Consider the following 23,073-nt stretch of genomic DNA (forward strand, 5'->3'; position numbering starts at 1 on the left):
GAGTCATTTGGCACATCTTGGTGGTACAGGACCACCACAAAGGGGACAGGCACCTTTGTGGTGGTGTCCCTACGACCAAGGAGGGCGTTATGTGCGGAAGTCACTTTGATAAGCAGACCCAACGCGAGCGTACCTGCTCGCTGGTTCACGGTACCTGGCGTTGTGTGGGTGCCAAAATCGCTTGCGCCGGTGCGTGCGCGCTTATGGTCGGTCAGCTGCTGCTGCCGAGCGTGGCGCTGGCGACGGAATGCGCCGATCCCGCCGCTGGGACGGATGAGGTTGCCGCGGCTCCGGTGACGCCGACGGTTGCGGGGGATACGGCTGCAACGACCGCACCAGCTGCTTCGACCGCGCCTGCAACCGATGCTGCTCCGGCGGCGCAAGCCACCGTTGAGCCTCAGCAGACGGCCCCGACTGGCGCCACCGATGAATCCAACGATGCGGCACCCGCTGAACAAAATACTCCCAGCGACAACGCCGCCACGCCGGCGAATGACGCCATCATGCCCTGCGGTGTGACCGATGTTGTTGGCGGCAGCGGCGTTAGGGTCAATATTACGGTGCGGAACAATTACACCGACATCAAGAAAGAAGAAACGATTGAGTATGTGGAGGGGATTGCCCTTGTAGATGGAGACCAGTCTGCTCTCGATGGTAGCGCTTTGACTTTTATCGGCCTGGGGGACTTGATCGTCCATGCGGCGTATGACAGTGCGAGCAATAAAACAACGCTTACCCTGGATATCAGCAAGATTCAGAGACAGAAGGAGGAGCAGAAGTACTTTACGGAGTACAAGGAGAATAAGTCCAAGATGACGACCACCTATGATGGATCAAAGCTTACGTATACGGGTACAGAGCCCGGGAATATCATCATCGGTGATCCGGACGACGCCTTTAAAGGAGACACCGAGGCGACCGGGAAACCCACTATTAACGAGATCCGGGATGACTACTACACCCGCACCCATGTCTACGAGAGGGCGTGCCTTGTTATCCCGGCAGCGGAATCAGAATCGGAATCCATCTCCTTTGCCAATGTTCAGAATACGAACTTCAATTGGCAGCTGGATACTGGTCCGCAGGCGACGGCAGGTGTCCCTAACTACGATGCAGATAAATACGAAATCGCTTATGAATGCTGGCAGGAATTTGAAAACAACGAACCCGTTGCTGCCTGGTATTCCGATAACGGCTCGCATGGTTCCCTGCCGACTATTACAAAGTTTCAAAGCGGGAAAGAGTACGTGTATTCTCTTATGCTGAAGCCAAAAGACGGATATTCCTTCAGCGATGAAACCGTTGTTACCGTAAACGGGGAAACCGTAAAGCCGAGTCTAAGCGGAGAATTCCTGTATGTCCCTGCTATTAAAACAATTACGATGCCTGCTTCGTCGGAAAACGAAGCTCTTGAGAATCTAAACGTCAACGATGTGAAAACCGACTACGCGCCCGGCGAGGCGCCGCGTGCGACCGCGACGATTCCTGCCGCCGATGCCGATAAGTATGAGATCGCCTATGAGTGCTGGGAAGAGATGGATGGCAGCGACCCTGCGGAGCTCACGCCCGTTGCCTTCTGGTATTCCGACCCCGCCAAGTATCCGACGGGCGCGAGGAGGATCGAACACTTCGAAGAGGGCAAGTTCTACATGTATTCCGTCGAGCTGAGGCTCAAGGGCGACAATACCGTGGGCAATGACTGCATGATGTACGTCAACGGCCATTGGACGCACCACATCAAGACCGTCAACGGCGTCTTCGCGCCAAACGCTGACAATATGCTGTGCGAGCAGCCGATCGACGAATGGCGGGCCATCGACGTTATCGAGATCAACGGCGCCACGACCACCTTCAAGGCAGGCGATAAGCCGGTCTTTACGGCGAATGTTCCGACGGGCTCCAACTTCCTTCCTCAGTGTGAGTACTGGACGGGTAGCGACGGCAGCGAAGTGAACTCTCAGGAGTTCTGGGATCAGAACATCACGAACCACATCGACGCCTTTAAGCCTGGCGTGACCTATCGCTACGGTATCTACCTCAAGCCCGCGCGCGGATTCTACTTTACGCCCAACACCAAGCTGGTGATCAACGGCCAGGAGTGCGGCTACCAGATGGGCGAAGCGAGTGTAGTTGATCCCGAGAGCGGCTGTATCTTCACTCTGTGGCTCAACACCGATTTGACCTTTACGCCTGAAGCCACGCCGACTCCCGATCCGCAGCCTACGCCGGATCCCAATCCGACGCCGCAGCCCGAGGTCAAGCCCGAAACCAAGCCTGAGACGAAACCCGAGACCAAACCCGCGGCTAAGCCGGCCACGACAACCGCCACGACCAAGACGGTTGAGAAAGCCGCGCCGACCAAGAAGGGCGATGCTGTCCTGGCTACCACGGGAGATACCACCGTAATGACGGTCGCCGCCCTAGGTATCGCTGGCGCAACCGTTGCCGCTGCCGGCATCGCCGCAACCAAGCGCCGCAAGCGTTAGGTTTTGGCGGCGGCGCCCATCCTCGGCTTTAGCAAAATCTCAATCTGTAACACCAAGCCAGTCAAAACGGCTCTAGATGTTACAGATTGAGATGAACCGAATGGCCGCCAACCTAACGTCTCGATCTGTAACACGTAGCGGGGAATTTGGTCTCTAACTGTTACAGATTGAGACAAAGCGGGGGCGGCTGGAGCAATATCTCGATCTGTAACAACTACAAGGCTCAACAGGGCCTAACTGTTACAGATCGAGACAAACATCGGAATCGGTTCGCCGACCAGACCCCAAACCGCCACAAAGGTGCCTGTCCCCTTTGTGGCGGTTTGCGCAGGTAGAACGGTAGGTTCGTATATATGAACCTACCGTTCGCTTTGTTTTTGGACGACGATTACGCTGGATGACTTTTGGTTTCAGGAAAGGAACGACCATGAGGTGGACCACTGTTCGAGCGCTTTGCCGCCGCCTGACCGTTGCCGCGGTGACCCTCACCATGGTGACGGGTTCGTTGCCCGCGGGCGCGTTTGCCGAGACCCTCACCACCGATAGCACCTTTGTGCAGACGGATGTCGAACAAGTAGACGATGCCGATGCCGCCGACGCCGCCGACCCCGCGCCCGATGCCGCCGACGCCGCGCCCGATGCCGGCGTTGCCGACCCCACAGTGCCCGCCGCCGATGACGTCCTTACGCCCCCGGACTCCGAGATTGCATTGGCGGCAGGCCTGACGGGCGCCGGGCAGACCGAGAGCACACCTGCGGGTACGCTCGCCACCGATCTTGTCGAGGGCAAGGAACTCGCCGAGCAGCAGAAGCAAGAGGAGGCTTCCGGTGCCGAGGCAACCTGGAACGAGGAACTTGAACTCTGGGCAACCTCGAAGGGCGCCACGGGCGTAAAAGGCGAATACGATGATGGCTACGTGGCCGGCGAGCAGACTCCCGCGCAGTACTACTTCTCGATTGATAGCCTCACCAACGAAATTTCTATCGAGTATGGCGACGCGGGCATTACCACGTTGGAGGTGCCCTCGACCATCGACGACAAAAATGTCGTAAGCCTTACGGGTATGGGAAGCGCTGCGCTCACATCGATCACCTTCGCCCCTAATTCGCATGTCCGCTCGGTTGGAGGCTTGGGCGGCAGCAGCATCAAAGAGATCGCACTGCCCGATTCGGTCGAGGAGCTCAAGAGCTATGCATTCTACAAAAGCAAGACGCTCCAAACGGTAACCTGGCCCAACAACGCGGCCTTTACCACGATTCCCGAGCAGGCCTTTAAGGAATGTGAACAACTTGACGACAAGGTGGTGGCAACGCTGCCGCCTTCGGTCAAAACTATCGACTATCTTGCATTCGCCTATTGCGGCGTGCCACAGTTCTATGTCTCGGACACAACAGTGCTCACCTTTACGCAGATCAATGTGCCGGGCACGGTGGAGCGGATCGGGCACTATGCCTTTGATGGGTGCTCGCATGTGTCGTCGGTGACGATCGGCGATGGTGTCAAATCTATCGGGGCGCTCGCGTTCGCCTCTCTTGATCCTGCGATTGCCGGCAAAGAGATTGTGCTACCCAAAAGCGTGGAAATGATAGAGTGGGGAGCTTTTGAGAACACGAGATACGGAAACGAGACGAACCATAATGCCGTTGCCCTGCGCGTGATGAACCCCGATCTTCAGCTTGGTGAGGCGGGCTATCCGGGCGACTATAATGAGCGCGTGACAATCGATGGCGTAACGTATGCGATTCCCTTTAGTGAAGGCCAGACCATCTATGCCTATGCGACCGATTCGGCTGGCAACCCCTCGATGGTCAAAAAGCTTGCCGATGCCGTGGCCGATCGCAAGGACTCCGTCGATTCCTCGAAGCCTGCCTACACGTTTGAGTGGATGGGCGAGGCGGCCCAGATCACGGGCAAACTTCCCCAGGGCGCGGCGGCCGTGCTCGTGCAGGCGGGGCAGTCCACGCCGCTGGCGGTTGGCGATGACGGCAGCTTTACAGCGGACGCCCTCTCCAAGACGGCGGCCACCCTGCGCATTTCGCTCAGCGGTTACTATGACATGGTGCTGGCGCGCCCGGGCGACCAGATGACGGGCACATGGAATATCGGAGACATTAAGGCGGAGGACTTTACCAAGATTCCGGCTTCGCGCGCGATTGAGCTCAACGTGGGCTTTCTTGAACCGATTGTGGGCCAGGATAAGACCGAACGCATTGAGCTCGATAGTCTCGATAACATCGATCTGACGGTGAAGAGCGGCGGCAAGACGCTTAAGCCTGCCAAGGGTGACAAGGAAAACGACTTCCGTATCCAGGGTACAGCGCTCGTGGTGTCGCAGGCCATTGCCGATGCAGACCAGGATCTGGAGATAACGCTCGAGCCCAAAGACAGCCTCAAGCTGGGTGGGGCGACGGCGACGGTGAAGCCTTCGGCCGGCAAGGTCGATATCGACTTGAAACCCTGGGGCACGGCGACGGTCACGACCAAGGGCGACTACCAGGGCGCCAACCGCGTGCTGGTGTTCCGTACGTCCGACGGCAAGCTAGTCGCCGACGGCGTCACCTATTTGATGGGTTACGAAGACGATGGCACCACGCCTATCATGAAGGCCGAGACGCCGCGCCTTAAGGCCGGTTCGTACACCATCGTCGCCTTTAACAAGACGAGCTACGACATCCAAGCGACGAGCTATTCCACGTTTAGCCGCCTAGGGCTGACCGTGGGTAAGCATATCGCGCAAAAGCAGGTGAAGATTGAGGACGGCAAACAGCTCGACGTGACGCTCGACGTCCCCACGTTTGACGTGGAGACGTATCGTGCCGAGCGCGGGCTGACGGCGGGCTCGGTTATCGCTGATTCGTCCGCGGTCGTTGGTGCGGAGACCGAGCTGCGCATTCATTACGAGCTCAAGGACAGCCAGGCTGCCAAGATTGAGATTCCTCTGGCCAAGGATGCCGTCGAGGATGTGTCCGCAGGCGCTCGCGAAGCCGGCGCCAGCTCCGATGCCATGTGGGCTGCCACAACTTGGGAGGGCGACAACCTCGTTCTCGATATGAAGAAGAGTGCGGGCGCCGATGTGTTTGTGCGCTTTAAGCCTAAGGCCGCGGGCATCTATGCCGTCTCGCCGCTTATTACGCTGGGCGAGGTGACATTGCCGCTGGGAAGCACCACACTCGAGGTTAGCGGATCGCGCATCGAGGTCGACAACACCGACGTTCACAGCCTGCTGGGCAATGTGGCCTACGTGTATGCAGCGCCGGGCAAGAGCGTGCAGCTCACCGTGGGGACGGGCTCGTCGGCTGCAAAGTACACCGGCAAGACCAATAAACTCGGCCGTGCCAAGATTGAATACGAACTGCCGCAGGATACGCTTGCCGCCGAGCGTGTGACGCTCGAAGCGCGCGTGGGCTCGACCGATGTCGCCGCCGCTGCCGCAGAGGTGACGGCTCGCAACTATGTGCGCTATGTTCCGGGTGCTTCGGTCTGGAACTTTGATGTGACGTATCGTGGCGGTACGCAAAACCTGGTCAAGGACGGCAAGGACACGGGTAAGAGCCTGTGGACCTTCCACCATCTGCCGCAAAAGAAGAACGCCTACTGGACGTTCGATATTACGCTCGAGGTGGGAAACGAAGAGGCCGCCGACACGCTCGACCTGTACGTGGACTGCGTGGATGGCAAGACGGTGACGATTCCTCTGACTCAAAAGTCGCGCGAGGGCACCCGCGTGCGCTATGCGGCGGAGTATGTGGACGAGGGTTACCTTAAGCTGCTTAATGAGTTTAACAAGGCGAATGACTCGACCTATGTGAACTGCGGCAACTTTGAGCAAATCTTTATGCCGCAGACCTGCCGCATCTCCAATGCTCAGCTTATGACCATGCTGAGTTTTGACGCCAACGCTTCGGCCAAAAAGCATTCCGCCGCGGCCGAGGAGCGCCAGCAGGAGTTCTCGAATGCCGTGCAGCAGTGGCACGAGTATATGATGGATAACTCGTTTAATGATGTCGACGAGGCCTTTAACGACGCGATTGACCAGATGGTCGCCGATGCGTTTGCCGAGGAGGACAAGGACGGTAAAGAGGACGAAGCCCAAGGTGGAGCTGCCCGTAAGGCTCGTCGCGCCCCTGCCGCCAGCGACGGCGAGGGTGATGGTACTGGCAACGACGAGGCCGCGCAGTTTGCGGCTGAGCTCAAGGCCGCGGTCGGCGGGTCGTCGGCGCTGCTGACCCAGCAGGGCGACAGCTATGGCGTCAATGTGGACAAGATGATCTTTGAGGATGCTTACGGCACCAGCGAGGATTGGTATCAGGAACTCGCGGCGGCCCAGGGCGCGAACGCTGCGGATGCGGCCGCCATCAAGGAGCTCGTCGACCATGCATCGCGAGCGGAGTTTATTGCCCAGCAGGCCGAGGATCTGGTGGGCCAGTCGATGGGTATCGGCCAGCTCAACCAATATGGAAGCTGGAATGACGCAACCGCTGCGGCGCTCAACAAGTGTGCGGGCATTAAGGCCAGCGAGTACAACGGCCAGTCGACGAGCGGGTTTAACGATTTGGGCCAGGCGCTCGGCAGCTCACTGAGCTACAAGGCGGCTGACGACGATACCGTCAAGGGCTTTAAGGTCGCCGCGCCCGATGGCGAGCAGACGGCCTATATCGAGTCGGAGTTTATCGAGAACTCCAATAACAACAAGAACCAGGCGCTTCTGTTTAACTCGATCGCCATGCAGTGTGACATTCTGGACAATCTGTACGATAACTGGAATGTGGTCCATAGCCTCAATAACTCTACGATTCGCGGCTGGCTTATGGCTTGGAAGCGTAACGGCGACGTGAGCGCCCATATGAAGCTCATCCGCACGATTCGTTCGCTCAAGAGCTATAAGATCGAGTGCGAGATGTTCGGACAGGTCTTTAAGACCGATGCGTGGAAGGCGGCCGGCCAGGCGTTTCCCGCGGCGACCCAGGGCATCGGCATCTTTACCGGCATTTACGGCGTGAACGATGCCAGCAAGAACTGGGAGAACGTGAACGTCCGTATGCAGAAGGTGAAGGGCGAGCGCGAGGGCTATGAGCTTCAGCATACGCGCCTGCTTGCCAAGCCCGAGAAGACCGAGGACGACTGGAAGTGCATTTACGCGCTGCGCGACGCCATGGAGAAGGCGCGTGCGTTTGAGGATCTGCTGCATCGCCAGCTCTGCCACGACAGCACCGATGTGGCGGTGGGCTCCATTATGACAATCGCCGGCGTGCTGACGGCCAGTTCGGCGGGTACCGTGGTGGGCGCTGCCTATGACGCGGCTTCGACCAGCGTAGGTTCGGAGCGCGCGATTAAGCTGACCAATGCCGAATGCGCCTACGATGTTGCCTGCGAGCAGGTGGAGCGCGCGTGCCAGAATCGTATTACGGTCAACTGGGGCGAGCTGACTGATACCGAGGTCTACAAGGCCAACAAGGACGGCTTGATCTCGGACGAGAAGATGCAGTCGATCTTCGAGGCGCGTTATCGCAATGTGGCTGCCAAGGCTGCACCCGACCCTGCGGGCGTGGTGTACGAGGGCCTGCTGTCCAATACGGTTGAAGGCGCGACGGTTGAGCTGTGGAGCGCCGACGATGCGGCCGGTACCAATGCAGTGCGTTGGGATGCCGAGGAGTATGAGCAGGACAATCCGCTTGCAACGGGTGCGGACGGTGCGTACAACTGGAATACGCCGACCGGCTGGTATCAGGTGCGCGTGACCAAGGACGGGTATGAGGAGGCGCGTTCGGCCTGGCTGCGCGTGCCGCCGATTCAGACTGAGGTGAACATTGGCTTGGCGTCGACGGCGGCGCCCGAGGTGGCTTCGGCCCATGCCTATACCGATTGCGTCGAGGTTGAGTTTGCGCAGTATATGGATGCGAGTGACGATACCCTGGCCGCATTGTGCGCGCAGGGCTTGGGCGACGTGACGTATACGTGGCTCGATAAGCAGGACGATCCCAATGGCAAGCCGCTGTCGCGCGTGCTGCGTATTCGCTATGCCGATGCGTGTGAGGTGGGCTCGACGGTGTCGTTTGAGCTCGACGGTGCTCGCAACTACGCCGGCACGGCCATGGCGCGCTGGGCAAGCGGCGAGCTTGTCGTGGGCGTTCGTGCCGACAAACTCAAGCTCAACGTGGAGCAGGCCGTGACCATGCTTGAGGGCAGTGACTTTGAGCTGGTGGCGCACGTGACCGATAAGGCGGGCAAGCCGTTTGCGGGCGCCAAGGTTAGTGTTGGGCTGGAGTCCTCGGCTATCTGCTCTGTCGATGCCAACCAGGCCGTGACGGGCGAGGACGGCGCGGCGACGTTTGTGCTGCATGGTGCTCTGCCCGGTTTGACGACGTTGACGGCGGCGGTGGACGGCACGGCGCTGTCCAAGCAGGTCGACGTTCGCGTGTCTGCCGAGGCAGTGCGACCGGCGCGACCGGTGGCGACGATTGGTGCGACGACGTTTGGTGCATGGTCGCCCAAGGAGAACTACATTACGGTGCCCAAGGGCACGAAGCTGGAGCTTTCTGCCGAGGATGGCACGACGATTTGGTACACCACCAACGACACCTGCCCCTGCCGTGACGAAGGCCGCGTAAAGTACACCGAGCCTATTGCGCTCGATAGCAACATGTATGTGCGCATTGCGGCACAGCGCCCTGGCATGTCGTACAGCGAGTATTCCGAGCGTCTGAACATTACGATTACGGTGACCGATGAGCCGGCGCCTGAGCCGACGCCCGATCCCGGTCTGAAGCCGGAGCCTGAGCCGACGCCTGACGGCGGCGAGCAGGGTGGCGGTACGGATGGCTCTGGTGGCGCCGGGGTCCCTGCGGGCAGTTCGACTTCGACGACGACCACGGTGACGACGAACAAGTCCAAGGGTAAGGGCAAGAACGGCAAGAAGTCCGGTGGCACGGAGCTTGCCGGCACGGGTGACTCCGCCGCGATGACGGTCGCTGCCCTGGGCATCGCCGGTGCAACCGTTGCCGCAGCCGGCATCGCCGCGACCAAGCGCCGCAAGCATTAGAGCTGGGTGACGGCTCTCGTTCTCGGCCTCAGTAAAATCTCGATCTGTAACACCAAACTGCCCAAAACGGCTCTAGATGTTACAGATTGAGATGAACCGAATGGCCGCCAATCTAATGTCTCGATCTGTAACACCAGGCGGGGAATTTGACCTCTAACTGTTACAGATTGAGATGAACAGGTGGATGTTCGCACAATATCTTGATCTGTAACAACTACAAGGCTCAACAGGGTCTAACTGTTACAGATTGAGACAAACGCCGGAATTGGTTTGCCGACCAGTCCCCAACCACCACAAAGGTGCCTGTCCCCTTTGTGGTAGTCGGCCGGCATAGAAAAAGTCCCCGCCGGGCGTGTGCTCGACGGGGACTTTGCCGTTTGGTAGCTAGCGCTGCGGATGATTACTCGCCCAGTAGGCTCTTGGTGATGGAAGCGGCGGCCTTCTTGCCGGCGCCCATCGCCAGAATGACCGTAGCGGCACCGGTGACGATGTCGCCGCCGGCCCAGATACGGGGATCGGTGGTCTGGCCGGTCTCCTCGTCGGCAACAATGTAGCCCCACTTGTTGAGCTCCATCTTGCCGCCGATCTTCTTTGCGAAGGGGTTGGCGTTGGTGCCGATAGCCGAGATTGCGACGTCGCAGGGGATCTCCTCGATGGCGCCCTCGATGGGCACCGGGCGACGACGGCCGGACTCGTCAGGCTCGCCGAGCTCCATCTTCTGGACCTTGACGGCGCACACGGAGCCGTCCTCGCCAGCGACAAACTCGAGCGGGGAGACGAGCGGCAGAACCTCGACGCCCTCGGCCTTGGCATGGTGCAGCTCGGCGCGACGGCAGGGCATCTCGTCCTCGGTACGGCGGTAGGCGATGATGGCGTGCTCGGCGCCCAGACGCTTGGCGGTGCGGACGGCGTCCATAGCCACGTTGCCGCCACCAAAGACGACGACGTTCTTGCCGTGCTTGGTGGGGGTGTCGTACTCGGGGAACTTGTTGGCCTTCATCAGGTTCACGCGGGTGAGGTACTCGTTCGCGAAGAAGACGTTGGGCAGGTTCTCGCCGGGGACGTTGAGGAACTTGGGCAGGCCAGCGCCGGTCGCCACGTAGATGGCGTCGAAGCCCTGCTCGAACAGCTCCTCGGCCGTGGCCATGTTGCCCACGACGGAGTTGTACTCAAACTTGACGCCCATGTCCTCCAGGCCGTCAATCTCGCGCTTGACGACCGCCTTGGGCAGACGGAACTCGGGGATGCCGTAGACCAGCACGCCGCCGCCGGTGAAGAAGGCCTCAAAGACGGTAACGTCAAAGCCGTTGCGGGCGAGCTCGCCAGCGCAGGTGATGCCGGACGGGCCGGAGCCGACGACGGCGACCTTCTTGCCGTTCTTGGGAGCCATCTTGGGCGTGGAGGCGAGCTCGGGGCGGTCACCCAGGAAGCGCTCGAGCTGGCCGATGGCCACGGGCTCGGACTTCTTACCACGGATGCACTTGCCCTCGCACTGGTTCTCCTGCGGGCAGACGCGGCCGCAGATAGCGGGAAGCATGGAGTCCTCGCGGATGGTATCGAGAGCGCCGCCGAAGTCCTTCGCGCGGATCTGCTCGATAAAGCGGGGAATGTTGATGTTGACGGGGCAGCCCTCAACACAGAACGGCTTCTTGCAGTTGAGGCAGCGCTCGGCCTCGGCCAGCGCCATCTCCTCGGTGAAGCCCTTGTCGACGGGGCGGAAGTCGCAGGCGCGCTCGGCAGCCGGCTCCTCGTTATCGGGGGTGCGGGGCGACTTCATATCGGCAACGAAACGACCGTTAACTAGTGGCATGCGCAGCTCTTTTCCTCATAGGCCTTGAGGGACTCGCCCTCTTCGGAATGGTAAGCGGCCTGGCGGGCACGAAGGTCATCCCAGTCGACCAGGGTGGCATCGAAGTCGGGGCCGTCGACGCAAGCGAACTTGGTCACGCCGCCCACCTCGACGCGGCAGCAGCCGCACATACCGGTGCCGTCAACCATGATGGGGTTGAGCGACGCGGTGATGGGGGTGTCGTACTTCTGGGCGGTGAGGGTCGAGAACTTCATCATCGGAACGGGGCCGACGCAGAAGACCTGGCTCACGGCCTTGTCCTGAAGCAGGCGCTCCAGCGGAGCGGTGACAACGCCCTGCTCGCCGTAGGAGCCGTCATCAGTGGTGATGTGGATGTGGTCCTCGTCGAGGAGCTCGCGGAACTGGTCCTCCATAAGCAGGAGGTCCTTGGTGCGGGCGCCCATGATGGCGTGCACCTCGTGGCCGGTCTCGACCAGGTGCTTGGCGACCGGGAAGGCAATTGCCAGGCCGACGCCGCCGCCAATGACGGCGCAGGGGCCCTCAGCCATCTCGGTGGGAACGCCCAGCGGGCCCACGACGTCGCGCAGCGACTCGCCGGCCTCGTAGGTGGAAAGCATCTCGGTGGTCTTGCCGATCACCATGAAGATGAACTCGACCCAGCCCTCGTCACCGTTCCAGCCGGCCAGGGTAAACGGGACACGCTCGCCCGTCTCGTTGGCGCGAACCATGAGGAACTGTCCAGCGTGCGCATGCTTGGCGATTGCAGGCGCCTCGATGCGGAACTTGAACACCTTCTCCGAGAACTGCGTCTTCTCCAGGATCTTATACATAGAACCCCTCTCTTGTTAGGGCTGCCGAACCGTGCCTCCACGGAAATGGACGGTAGCCCGAATAAAACCGTACGCGCACAGGCGTTGTGCAGACATACGGTGCAAATTATACCCTCATGGCAATGTCGCTTACGTGTTTCTTTGGCAGGTGGGAAAAGGGTTTATCCACTTCGGCCTACCAAATAGGGACAGGTTTATTTTGGTCGGTTTTATCAGGCAAAACGGCAAAGGGGCCGGCCTCGGGTTGTGATGAGGCCGGCCCCCTTTGGGGCGCTGCATATGTATGGCGGCACAGGGTTTATTACGGCGCGGCTGTCATGGCGTTTCCGTAGATAAAACCTGCCAAAATAACCCTGTCCCTAAATAGTAGGTTTTAGTGCTTGCCGTTGGCGGAGGCGGCGCCGTTGACATGGTCGCGAGCATAGACTACGCCGTGCACAATCGCCAGGCCGGCGGCGTCGGCCGCGCGGGCGCAGGTGTCCTGGAAATCCTCGGCCTCGCGGGCGCGCAGCTGCTTAAGCACGTAGTCGGCGACGGCCATCTTGCCGGGAGGGTTGCCGATGCCGGTGCGGATGCGGCTGAAGTCGCGGCTGCCCATCTTATCGATGATGGAACGCAGGCCGTTGTGACCGGCATGGCCGCCGCCCACCTTAACACGCACGTCGCCGGCGGGAATATCGAGCTCGTCGTGGATGACGAGCAGCTCCTCGGCCTTGATCTTGTACTCGCGGCAGAGTTTGGAGATGGGCCCGCCCGAGGTGTTCATGTACGACTGCGGCTTGACCAGTACAATCTGGCGCTTGCCGCCCTCTTCCTCGGGATCGTTGATGTTGATGAGCGCGATCTCGGCGCCTGCTTGGTTTTTCCAGTACGTGACGCCGGCCTGACGGGCCAGCTCGTCGATTGCTTTGAAACCAGCGTTGTGACGGGTCTCGGCATATTCCTCGCCAGGGTTGCCAAGTCCGGCAACCATGCGAATCTTAAGCGGCTGTGCAGCTGCCATGTTCATCCTTTCGTTGATTTGTCGCCTGCTATGGTGAGCGACCCCGTTGCTGCTGTCAAATGGCGGGTGATTGAGGCTGTATGAGGGCGTTTGGGCAGTCGTCAGAAGCCGGGGTGGACAGTTAGTTCAGATTTGTATAAACCAAGAGGTCTTTGACTGTCAAAATTGGGACCGCGGAACTGCCACGGCGCTTTGGGGAGCACATTTTGCGCTATTTCAGATCTTTCGAGTCTTCAAATGAGGTGACTGGCGCCGGGATGGCGGCAAACTACCTCGATATTAGCCGTCTTTTTATACAAATCTGAACTAACTGTCCAGCCATGCTAGGTAACACTGGGTAAAAGTCTTTTAGACCGGCGCGAGGCCGATTCCGGCCCGCAGGGCGTTGAGCCAGGCAGCCTGACGCTTGCGATAGCCCTTGATACGGTAGCGGAATCGGACTCCCGCGAGTCGATGCATCGTTTGGGCGAAGGCTTCGAGCGCAACAAGGTCTTTCATTTGGTCGCGATTGATAACCAGGACGTGGATGCCCATTGCCTTGAGGCCATTATTTCGATTGCCATCGTGGATGCGAGCGTTTTGAAGCTCATGCCCAATTCCGTTATATTCGTTGTCGACACCGGCTGCCGGGCAATATAAGTCGCAGATGGCGTAGGGGATGCCCGAGGACATGTTGACCGCAAGGGCGTCGAAGTCGACTCGATAGTTGAGTAGCAGGCCGCCCATGGGAAGGCTGCAACACCCGAATCCGCCAAAGCGCATGGGCGCTCCGAGAACAGCAAACATTAGGGATTCGGCTGGGGATGCAGATCCGGGTCGGGCGAGTTTGACGGCAGTGCGAAACGAGGTATATGAGCTGCTTTTTGCGAACCGTGCGATCGCCTCGAGCTCCTCGATGGTCGTGGCTGGCTCGCATTTGTAGTGCGCCTGTTCGTAGCGGGTTTCATTTTGCTGCTCGGTCACCGACTGGTCGCTCCGGCAATCGAGATCGTTCGTCGCTTCGAAGGTGTCGGCCTTGGGCCAGATGTCGTCATAGGCGATGGGGTAGGTTGCCTCGGGCGGAAGAGAATACGTTCCGAGCAGCTCCATGAGAAGCATCAGGGTTTTGGCAACCGATTCATTTTTGGAACACAGCAGCGCCGTCATGGCAGGGGATGTGGCGTAGATGTCGGCCTCGATGTGCATAATCGCCCCTTCGGGAAGCGGGGCAGAGAGAATATGCTGAAGAAGTCGCTTGTCGGGACGTCTGTTGTCTTCGTTTGAAACGAGAAGATCGAGCAGTTCGGAATCGTCTTCATTCCAGGCATCGAGCATCGAAAGCGCGTCAAAGTCTATGGCGTCATTATTGGGGATGCAGCCAGCCAGAGCCCGCGATTGCTGTCCGACGTCGATGGAGTCCCACGGAAGCGCAGAGTACGCCCGTCGTGCGCGGCGAATCGCGCGGAGGGCGGAGAGATGTGAAATTACGGTCGTCATAACTACAAGGTACTAAGCCGTTGGCGAAACGTGGTTGCCGCGTCGTTCTTTTCGCTCAGTGGGGTGTTGTGTGCCATGAACGGCTGGGTGTTATGAAGTCGGAGGAATTGGTTGAGGGGATTGCGGGAAATCGAGCTCTTCCGCGAGGGTTGACGACAACTGCTGGACAGTTAGTTCAGATACGTATAAGGCATCGCGCGTTCGAGGCGTTTCTAAGGGCCCTCGAGGACGATTTGAGGGTAAATGTGCAGCGGTAATGCTCGAAAACGATGAGTTTTGGGCGGCATAGCGTCCGCCGGGGAGCTCAGAAAGCTCCGAACGGCACTTTGGGGCTTTAAATAAATACGTATCTGAACTAACTGTCCAGGGCAGGTTGACGAGGAATAGAAAAAGGGTCGGAAGTATGCTTCCGACCCTTAAAAAACATCGAAGATGATGCGATGTGCCGCAGATTACAGCGCGAAGTCGCCGCCGACGAGCGTGGAGACGGGCTCCTCGTGGTAAACGGCGGAGATGGCTTGAGCGAATTCCTCGGCGACCGAGATGGTCTTGATCTTGCCGCCGACCTCGACGGGGATGGCGTCGGTGACGACGCACTCGACGATGGGGGCGTCGTTGAGGCGCTCGATAGCCGGGCCGGAGAAGATGCCGTGGGTGGCGCACACGTAGATGTCGCCGGCGCCCATGGCTTTGAGCTCCTTGACGTTGGCGCACAGGGTGCCAGCGGTGTCGATCATGTCGTCGTTGATGATGCAGGTCTTGCCCTTGATGTCACCGATGATGCCCATGACCTCGGCGGCGTTGTGGCGCGGACGACCCTTATGGGCGATGGCAAGGTCGCAGCCGAGCATGTCGGACAGCTTCTTGGCAGCCTTGGCGCGGCCCACGTCGGGGGAGACGACAACCAGGTTGTCGGTGTCGAAGTGCATGTCGTTGTAGTACTGGCCAAACAGCGGCAGTGCGGACAGGTGGTTAACCGGGATATCGAAGAAGCCCTGGATCTGGCCCTGGTGCAGGTCGAGGGTGATGATGCGGTTGACGCCGGCGCGCTCGAGCAGGTTGGCGACGAGGCGGGCGGTGATGGGCTCGCGCGGGCCGGCCTTGCGGTCCTGGCGGGCATAGCCGTAGTGGGTGATGACGGCGGTGATGGAGCGAGCGGATGCGCGCTTGGCAGCGTCGGTGGCGATGAGCAGCTCCATGAGCATGTCGTTGACGTTGCCGCCGGCCACGGACTGAATCAGGAAGACGTCGGCGCCGCGGACGGTCTCGTCGTAGCGGGCGTAAATCTCACCGTTGGCGAACTGCTTAAGCGTAAGGCCCGAAAGCTCGACCCCAAGGTACTCAGCGATCTTCTGAGCGAGGGGACGGTTGGAGGAACCGGAATACACGCGGATGGACTTGCGCATATTCTCCGACTTCTCGGGATCATTAATCGGCATTACCCTTCTCCTTTATACATCGAATGCCATATAGATGCCTTGTTGCATTGTAACCGCGCGACGGGGTTTATCGAGTCTTGATAACGTCTTTACCGTCAACGGACACGAACCGACCACTCATCCGGTCGCGCAGGTCACGATAGAAAAAGGAGCCGTCCCCATGGAACAGCTCCTTTTGTGCTTGGTAAAACGTTATACCTCGTCGTCCTCGTGCAGACGGCGGCGATAATCGGCGGCCCAGCCCTCAATATTTACCTGACGGGCGCGACCCAGGCCGAGTGCGTCGGCCGGGACCGGCTCGGTGATGACGGAGCCTGCTGCCACGAGCGCGCCGTCGCCGATCTGGGCGGGCGCGACCATCATGGTGTCGGAGCCGATGAAGGCATCGTTGCCGATGACGGTCTTGTGCTTGTGGACGCCGTCGTAGTTGCAGGTGATGGAGCCTGCGCCCACGTTGACGCCGGAACCCATGGTGGTGTCGCCGATGTAGGACAGATGCGGCACCTTGGAGCCCTCGCCGATCGTGGACTTCTTGATCTCCACGTGCGTGCCGGCCTTGGAGCCGTCGAGCATGTGGGTGCCCGGGCGCAGGTAGGCGCGCGGGCCGCAGTCGACGCCGTTCTCGATGACGGCCTCGATGGCGATAGTCTCATCGATGATGCAGCCGCTACCGACGGTGGTGTCGGTGAGGCGGCTGTTGGGGCCGAGCTGGCACTCCTCGCCCACGGTGACGTGGCCGATCAGATGCGTCTGCGGCCACACGATGGTGTCGCGGCCGATGGTGGCGTCGGGGCCGATCCAAGCCTGCGTGGGGTCGATGAAGGTGACGCCCTCGGCCATCCAGTGCTCGTTGATGCGGTCGCGCGCGATGGCGGTGAGCTGGGCGAGCTGGATGCGGCTGTTGACGCCCAGGCCGTCGCGGTAGTCGTCGCAGTGGAAGATGGAGACCGCCTGGCCGTGACCTTTGAGAATCTCGAGCATGTCGGGCAGGTAGTACTCGGACTGCGCGTTGTCGTTGTCGATCTCGTTAATGTGGGCGGCGAGCTGTGCGCCGTCGAAGGCGTAGCAGCCGGCGTTGCACTCCAGCAGCGTGGCGGCCTGCTCAGGCGTGCAGTCCTTCTGCTCGATGATGCGCTCGATCTGGCCGTCGGCGCCCAGCTCGATGCGGCCGTAGCCAAAGGGGTCGGGCGGGGTCATGGTCATGACGGCGCAGGCGAGCTCGCCGGTGGCGACGGTCTGCGCGAACTTGGCGACGGTGTCGGCGGTGATGAGCGGCAGGTCGCCGTTGAGTACGACGACGGGACCATCGGCGATGCCGCAGGCCTCGAGCGCGACCTTTACGGCGTGGCCGGTGCCCAGGCGCTCGGTCTGCTCGACGCACTCGACCTTGGTGGCGCTGTTGGCGTAGGCGCCGTCGATGAGGGCGCGCATCTCGTCGGCGTGGCTGCCGATGACGACCACGACGCGGCTGCAGCCGGCCTTGATGGTGGCGTCGACGATCCACTGAACCATGGGCTTGCCCAGGATCTTGTGCGAAACCTTGCAGTGGTTCGACTTCATACGGGTGCCCTCGCCGGCAGCGAGGATAATTGCGGTTGCGTCCATGTGATCTCCTGTTACGTTATAGAGACGTGTGTTTGGAAACGATACACGGCGCAATATGATACCGCAGGCATATGATGAGCGCGTAACGATTGGCACGCGGTGGCCGAGGCCTGTGCTGTTGGCGCGGCGTTTGTGCTGCTTGTGTATGGCGTTGACGGCGCCGTGGCGTTGGCGTTTGAGCGAGAGAACGGGGGGTGCCCGTGGACAACATGCGAGAGGATTCGGGCGCCGAGCCCATGGCGGCATTCTCGATATCGCATCCGGCGGTGCCGGCGCTCTATATAGTGTTGACGCTGGGGCTCACCATGTTCTCGATGCAGCCGGTGTTGATCGCGCTGTCGCTTGCGGGTGGGCTGGCGTATGGATTTGCGACGCGCGGGGCTGCCCGCACGTTGGGTGCGCTGCGCTGGCAGCTGCCGGTGATTTTGATTATCGCGCTGGTCAATCCGCTGTTTAGCGCCTCGGGCTCGACGGAGCTGTTCCGCATTGGCATGCGCGCGGTGTATTTGGAGAGCATGGTGTACGGCCTGTGCATGGGCGGGCTGTTTGTGGCGAGCGTGCTGTGGTTTGAGGCCGCGGCGTCGATGCTCGAATACGACAAGGTGCTCGCGTTGCTGGGTAATGCCGCACCGGTGATTGCGCTTATGATCTCGATGTGCATGCGGCTGATCCCGCAGTTTTTGCGTCGCGGCCGCACCGTGTTGGCGGTGCAGGACGCGATTGATGTGCCGGGGCGCGCGCCCACCGATCCTGTGCGCTCGCGCTTGCGGGCGTCGAGCGTGCTGATGGGCTGGGGTTTGGAAGATTCGCTTGAGCGTGCGGACGCCATGCGCTCGCGCGGATGGGGTGCCGTGTCTCGTCGTACGACGTATGCGCGGTATCGGCTGGGGCGCGGCGATGTTGCTGCGCTGGTTGGGCTTGCACTGTTTGGCGTGGTCACGGTGACAGTGGCGTGGACCGCGACGACGCAGTATTCGTTTTATCCGCAGCTCTCGGTGCCGGCGCCGTGGCCGGGCTATGTCGTGTACGCTGCCTGGATGGTGCTGCCTTGCGCGTTGCACGCGATTGATGAGAAGAGGTTTGGCTGATGGCTCGGTTTGATAGGAGCTCGGCGGCGGGTGTGGCATATGGCTCGGCCGCGCCGGCGATTGAGGTGCGGGGCCTTAGTTTTGCCTATCCCGGGGCCGAGGCACCGGTGCTCGAGGGGCTTGATTGGCGTGTTTCCCAAGGTGCGTTTGCGCTGCTTGTTGGCGGTACCGGTTCGGGCAAGTCGACGCTACTCTCGCTGCTCAAACCCGAGATCGCGCCGACGGGCGAGCGCGCTGGCGATGCGCGCGTGCTGGGCGAGAGCGTTGCCGACATGGATGTTCGGACGTCCGCGGAGCGCGTGGGCTATGTGTTTCAGGATCCCGAGAACCAGATTGTGTGCGAGACCGTGTGGCACGAGATGGCGTTTGGCCTGGAAAACTTGGGGCTAGCGCGTGACGAGATGCGTCGTCGCGTGGCCGAGACCAGCTATTTCTTTGGGCTGGAGGATTGGCTCCACCGCGATACCGATACGCTTTCGGGTGGTCGCAAGCAGCTGCTGTCGTTGGCCGCCGTGTTGGCGCTCCGCCCGCGCGTGCTGCTGCTCGATGAGCCCACGTCTCAGCTCGACCCCGTTGCCGAGAAGAGTTTTCTGCATGCGCTGTTTCGCGTGAATCGCGAGCTGGGCTGCACGGTTGTTGTGGCGACGCATCAGCCGCGCCCAATGCTCGAATACGCGACGTGTGCGTACCGGATTGAGGACGGTCGCGTGCGCGAGGTGGCGGATATGGCTTCTTTGGGACGCCGAGAATCGCTGTTGTCCGATGACATGTTGGGGTGGGGTGCCATCCGATGTGCAAATAAAGGAGTATTCAGCAGGCGTGAGGACAATTTGGGCTCTCTGGAGCCGCCCGGGGACGTATCGAGCGCGAAAAAAAGTTCGGAATTGGACAAATCGTCCGAATTTGTGGCGCAAACGTCGCTCGAGAACGGCTCGGAAGCCTTTCCGCGCACGGATGGAAGCAGAATACTCCAAAAAATGCACGGCGGGTCGGCTACCACCCTGTCGGAAGGCTGGTTTCGCTACGATCGCGCGGGCGGTTGGGTGCTGCGCGGGCTCGATGTGTCGTTTTCGGCTGGCGCGGTGCATGCGATCGTGGGCGGTAACGGCTGCGGTAAGTCGACAATGCTTTCGGTGCTGGCGAAGACCGCCAAGCTGCAGCGCGGCCGCATGGTGCGCGGAGCGGCCTCGGCGGCGCTGCTGCCTCAGAATCCCAAAGCATTGCTGGTTGCCGAGACGGTGCGCGACGAGCTGATGGAATGGGCCTCGACCTGCGGATATGACGAGAACTTGGCGCGGGAGCGTGCGGCGCAACTGGGATTGGACGGCCTGGAGACGCGCCACCCTTACGACCTCTCGGGCGGACAGCGCCAGCTGCTTGCGCTGGCAAAGCTGCTGCTGATCGGCCCCGAGCTGCTGCTGCTTGACGAGCCCACGAAGGGCCTTGACCTGGAGAGCCGCCGCATCATCGCCCGCGCCCTGCGTGACCATGCGAAGGCTGGCGGCACCGTCATCATGGCTACGCACGATTTGGACTTTGCCGAGCAGGTAGCCGACGACGTCGCCATGATGTTTGACGGCGAGATTGCCTGCATGGAGCCCCCGGCCGACTTCTTTGCCGACAACGTGTTCTATAGGGCGTGATGGGATGACGGACTGTCGTTTCTCGCGTTTACTCACAAAACTGGAGATCCCGCTGTTGTTGGCGGTGCCGGCGGTGATGGCAGCGGCGTTGCTGGCGGGCGTTGAGCAGGCGGCGCTTGCCATGCTTGTCGTGGTGGCGCTGGTGCTTGCACTGTTCTTTGCGGGTTACGAGGCATCTCGTCCGGGTTTGCGCCAGATTATGCCCACGCTGGTGCTGGCGGCGCTGGCGGCGGCGGGGCGCATCCTGTTTGGGCCCATTCCCGACTTTAAACCGGTGAGCGCCATCGCCATTATCGCGGGGGCGACGCTTGGTCGCCGCAATGGTTTTATGGTTGGCGCGCTGGCGGCGCTGACCAGCAATTTCTTTTTTGGGCAGGGCATGTGGACGCCATGGCAGATGTATGCCTGGGGCCTGGCTGGCTATGTTGGCGGTGCGCTGGCGCATGCCGGTGCGTTCGACCGTGCGGATGGAACCGTGCGCATGCCGGCGCTGATGGCGTACGGCTTTGCTTCGGGTCTGCTGTACGGCGTGGTGATCAACGCGTACGACATTATCGGTTTTGTTCAACCGCTCACCTGGGCAGGCGCCGTAGCGCGTCTTGCCACGGCGGTGCCATTCGATATCACGCACGGCCTTGCGACCTGCGTGTTTTTGGCCGCCTTGTACAAGCCTTGGTGCCGTCGCATTAACCGTGTCGTCGTGAAATACGGACTGTAGGGCATTTCGCGTTCCCTCACGAACTTGCGGTGGAATAGTTCTCGTTTTTGGCTATTTGCTGCCCAAACAGGAACTATTCCACCGCAACTTATAGGGGGAGAGGGGTCACATGGTCTGTTTTCCTCTGTCCCCCAGGAATTACTTGGGGCTAGAGCTCTAGCGTGAGGGTGACGGGGCAGTGGTCGCTGCCGAAGATATCGCCACGGATACCGGTGTCGCGAACGTTGGCGGCGATCGAATCGCTTACCAGAAAGTAATCGATGCGCCAGCCTGCGTTGTTCTTGCGGGCATTAAAGCGGTAGCTCCACCAGCTGTAGACGCCCTCGACGTCGGGGTTTGCCGCGCGCCAGGTATCGGTAAACCCGCCGTTGAGCAGCTCGGTAAACTTGCCGCGCTCCTCGTCCGAAAAGCCTGCGTTGCCGCGGTTGGACTTGGGGTTCTTAAGGTCGATCTCCTCGTGCGCCACGTTAAAGTCGCCGCAGGTCACGACGGGTTTGCCGGTCTCGCACTCGAGCGCGTTCAAAAAGCCGCGGTAGGCATCGTCCCAGGCCATGCGCACGTCGATGCGGGCGAGTTCGTTTTGCGCGTTGGGAGTGTAGACATCCACAAACCAGAACTTGTCGAACTCCAGCGCGCAGACGCGGCCCTCGGTCGCGGCTTGGGCGACGAGCTCGGCCGCCTCGCCCTCGCCGGCGTAGGGCAGCAGCGCATCGGCGCGCAGTACGCGCAGCGGTTCCTGGCGGCTAAAGACCGCGGTGCCCGAGTAGCCCTTGCGCTCGGCGTAGCTCCAGGTTTGGTGATAGCCGGGCAGGTCGATATCGACCTGGCCTTCTTGCAACTTGGTCTCTTGCAGCGCCAAGACATCGACATCGAGGTCCTGCGCGATCTGGATAAAGCTCGGGTCCTTTTTGAGCACGGCGCGCAGGCCGTTGACGTTCCACGAGGCGAAAGTGTAAGTCTGAGGCATGGTGTCCTTTCGACGGGGTTGGCAGGCTTAAGATTAGCGCAACAGGGGCGGGGTGGGCTCCGCGCATGCTGACTTAAAGGCCGCATGCTGGGACGTCGCTCAACGCTGCCCGACTAACAAGGACGGAGGACTCATATGACGCAGGCAATAACGGATCCCAAGCAGGCCTCCGCCGCGCTGGCGGAGCTGTTCGGCACCCATAAGCGCGTGGTCTTCTTTGGCGGCGCGGGTGTTTCCACGGCAAGTGGCATCCCCGATTTCCGCAGCGTGGACGGCCTGTATCACCAGCAGTTTGCCTATCCGCCCGAGACCATGCTGTCGCATAGCTTTTACGAGGCGCATCCTGCGGAGTTCTTCGACTTTTACCGCACCAAGATGATCGCGCTTAACGCTAAGCCCAACCGCTGCCACACCAAGCTGGCCGAGCTGGAGCGCGCCGGCAAGCTCGACGCCGTGGTGACGCAAAACATCGACGGCCTGCATCAGATGGCCGGCTCACAGCGCGTGTTCGAGCTGCACGGATCGGTCCATCGCAACATTTGCCAGTCGTGCGGCGCGGTCTATAGCGCCGAGTGGATTTGCTCGCGCGAGCACGAGGACGCCGCGGGCGTGCCTGTGTGTCCTGCGTGCGGCGGGCGCATTAAGCCCGATGTGGTGCTCTACGAGGAGCCGCTCGATGAGCATGTGCTGACCGGTGCCGTTGCCGCCATCGCCGCGGCCGATGCCCTCATTGTGGGCGGGACCTCGCTCGTGGTGTATCCGGCGGCAGGCCTTACGCGATACTTTACCGGCGATACGCTGGCCATTTGCAATCTTGCTCCCACCGATCAGGATGCAAATGCCGACCTGCTGATTTCTTGCGACATCGCGGCCGCGTTTGCGTTCTAGCCCGCGCGCGCGGATACAATAGAAAGACTGATTGCAAAACGACCCCGCCGCCAGCGCCCGAGCGCGGCGGCGTGGGCATTT

General features: G+C 60.7%; 13 protein-coding genes. 6 read left to right on the forward strand and 7 right to left on the reverse strand.

Annotation, left to right across the window (positions count from 1 at the left end; genetic code table 11):
* Positions 1 to 89 precede the first annotated feature (89 nt).
* Positions 90 to 2,486, forward strand: coding sequence for an LPXTG cell wall anchor domain-containing protein (locus tag OIL88_01950; protein HJI71137.1), 2,397 nt, complete (start codon positions 90 to 92; stop codon positions 2,484 to 2,486).
* A gap of 427 nt (positions 2,487 to 2,913) precedes the next feature.
* A complete protein-coding gene (locus tag OIL88_01955; protein HJI71138.1) occupies positions 2,914 to 9,525 on the forward strand; it encodes a leucine-rich repeat protein in 6,612 nt (2,203 codons plus the stop codon).
* A 400-nt stretch (positions 9,526 to 9,925) separates the two neighbouring features.
* On the opposite strand, the gene gltA is transcribed toward OIL88_01955, so the two are convergent.
* The 6 genes from gltA to glmU all read right to left on the reverse strand — a co-directional run bounded on the left by gltA (position 9,926) and on the right by glmU (position 17,688).
* A complete protein-coding gene (gene gltA / locus OIL88_01960) occupies positions 9,926 to 11,335 on the reverse strand; it encodes an NADPH-dependent glutamate synthase (protein HJI71139.1) in 1,410 nt (469 codons plus the stop codon).
* On the reverse strand, positions 11,326 to 12,165 hold the full coding sequence (locus tag OIL88_01965) for a sulfide/dihydroorotate dehydrogenase-like FAD/NAD-binding protein (protein HJI71140.1): 840 nt from the start codon (positions 12,163 to 12,165) through the stop codon (positions 11,326 to 11,328). Before OIL88_01965 ends, gltA begins: the two co-directional genes overlap by 10 nt.
* Before the next feature lie 373 nt (positions 12,166 to 12,538).
* Positions 12,539 to 13,168, reverse strand: coding sequence for an aminoacyl-tRNA hydrolase (gene pth / locus OIL88_01970; GenBank protein ID HJI71141.1), 630 nt, complete (start codon positions 13,166 to 13,168; stop codon positions 12,539 to 12,541).
* 348 nt (positions 13,169 to 13,516) lie between these two features.
* Complete coding sequence (locus tag OIL88_01975; protein HJI71142.1) at positions 13,517 to 14,644, reverse strand: endonuclease domain-containing protein; 1,128 nt, start codon at positions 14,642 to 14,644, stop codon at positions 13,517 to 13,519.
* A 452-nt stretch (positions 14,645 to 15,096) separates the two neighbouring features.
* Entirely contained in the window at positions 15,097 to 16,083 is a 987-nt protein-coding gene (locus OIL88_01980) for a ribose-phosphate pyrophosphokinase (protein ID HJI71143.1), read from the reverse strand.
* 192 nt (positions 16,084 to 16,275) lie between these two features.
* Positions 16,276 to 17,688, reverse strand: coding sequence for a bifunctional UDP-N-acetylglucosamine diphosphorylase/glucosamine-1-phosphate N-acetyltransferase GlmU (gene glmU, locus OIL88_01985; protein ID HJI71144.1), 1,413 nt, complete (start codon positions 17,686 to 17,688; stop codon positions 16,276 to 16,278).
* A gap of 209 nt (positions 17,689 to 17,897) precedes the next feature.
* Between glmU and OIL88_01990 the strand changes: the two genes are divergently transcribed.
* Genes OIL88_01990 through OIL88_02000 form a run of 3 tightly spaced genes read left to right on the forward strand, consistent with a single transcriptional unit; the run spans position 17,898 to position 21,137 of the window.
* Positions 17,898 to 18,776: an energy-coupling factor transporter transmembrane protein EcfT gene (locus tag OIL88_01990; GenBank protein HJI71145.1), complete on the forward strand. Its 879-nt coding sequence runs from the start codon at positions 17,898 to 17,900 to the stop codon at positions 18,774 to 18,776.
* Entirely contained in the window at positions 18,776 to 20,419 is a 1,644-nt protein-coding gene (locus tag OIL88_01995) for an ATP-binding cassette domain-containing protein (protein ID HJI71146.1), read from the forward strand. The genes OIL88_01990 and OIL88_01995 overlap by 1 nt, the downstream gene beginning before the upstream one ends.
* Before the next feature lie 4 nt (positions 20,420 to 20,423).
* Complete coding sequence (locus OIL88_02000; GenBank protein ID HJI71147.1) at positions 20,424 to 21,137, forward strand: ECF transporter S component; 714 nt, start codon at positions 20,424 to 20,426, stop codon at positions 21,135 to 21,137.
* Between the two features lie 148 nt (positions 21,138 to 21,285).
* On the opposite strand, the gene OIL88_02005 is transcribed toward OIL88_02000, so the two are convergent.
* Entirely contained in the window at positions 21,286 to 22,104 is an 819-nt protein-coding gene (locus tag OIL88_02005; GenBank protein ID HJI71148.1) for an exodeoxyribonuclease III, read from the reverse strand.
* Between the two features lie 135 nt (positions 22,105 to 22,239).
* Between OIL88_02005 and OIL88_02010 the strand changes: the two genes are divergently transcribed.
* Positions 22,240 to 22,992, forward strand: a complete 753-nt coding sequence (locus tag OIL88_02010; protein HJI71149.1) for an NAD-dependent protein deacylase — start codon at positions 22,240 to 22,242, stop codon at positions 22,990 to 22,992.
* Positions 22,993 to 23,073 lie beyond the last annotated feature (81 nt).

Source organism: Coriobacteriaceae bacterium (assembly GCA_025992855.1).
GTDB lineage: Bacteria > Actinomycetota > Coriobacteriia > Coriobacteriales > Coriobacteriaceae > Collinsella.

Coding starts and splice junctions, on each gene's coding strand:
- OIL88_01950 (HJI71137.1), top strand. CDS start 90: ATGTGCGGAAGTCACTTTGATAAGCAGACCCAACGCGAGCGTACCTGC.
- OIL88_01955 (HJI71138.1), top strand. CDS start 2,914: ATGAGGTGGACCACTGTTCGAGCGCTTTGCCGCCGCCTGACCGTTGCC.
- gltA (HJI71139.1), bottom strand. CDS start 11,335: ATGCCACTAGTTAACGGTCGTTTCGTTGCCGATATGAAGTCGCCCCGC.
- OIL88_01965 (HJI71140.1), bottom strand. CDS start 12,165: ATGTATAAGATCCTGGAGAAGACGCAGTTCTCGGAGAAGGTGTTCAAG.
- pth (HJI71141.1), bottom strand. CDS start 13,168: ATGGCAGCTGCACAGCCGCTTAAGATTCGCATGGTTGCCGGACTTGGC.
- OIL88_01975 (HJI71142.1), bottom strand. CDS start 14,644: ATGACGACCGTAATTTCACATCTCTCCGCCCTCCGCGCGATTCGCCGC.
- OIL88_01980 (HJI71143.1), bottom strand. CDS start 16,083: ATGCCGATTAATGATCCCGAGAAGTCGGAGAATATGCGCAAGTCCATC.
- glmU (HJI71144.1), bottom strand. CDS start 17,688: ATGGACGCAACCGCAATTATCCTCGCTGCCGGCGAGGGCACCCGTATG.
- OIL88_01990 (HJI71145.1), top strand. CDS start 17,898: ATGCGAGAGGATTCGGGCGCCGAGCCCATGGCGGCATTCTCGATATCG.
- OIL88_01995 (HJI71146.1), top strand. CDS start 18,776: ATGGCTCGGTTTGATAGGAGCTCGGCGGCGGGTGTGGCATATGGCTCG.
- OIL88_02000 (HJI71147.1), top strand. CDS start 20,424: ATGACGGACTGTCGTTTCTCGCGTTTACTCACAAAACTGGAGATCCCG.
- OIL88_02005 (HJI71148.1), bottom strand. CDS start 22,104: ATGCCTCAGACTTACACTTTCGCCTCGTGGAACGTCAACGGCCTGCGC.
- OIL88_02010 (HJI71149.1), top strand. CDS start 22,240: ATGACGCAGGCAATAACGGATCCCAAGCAGGCCTCCGCCGCGCTGGCG.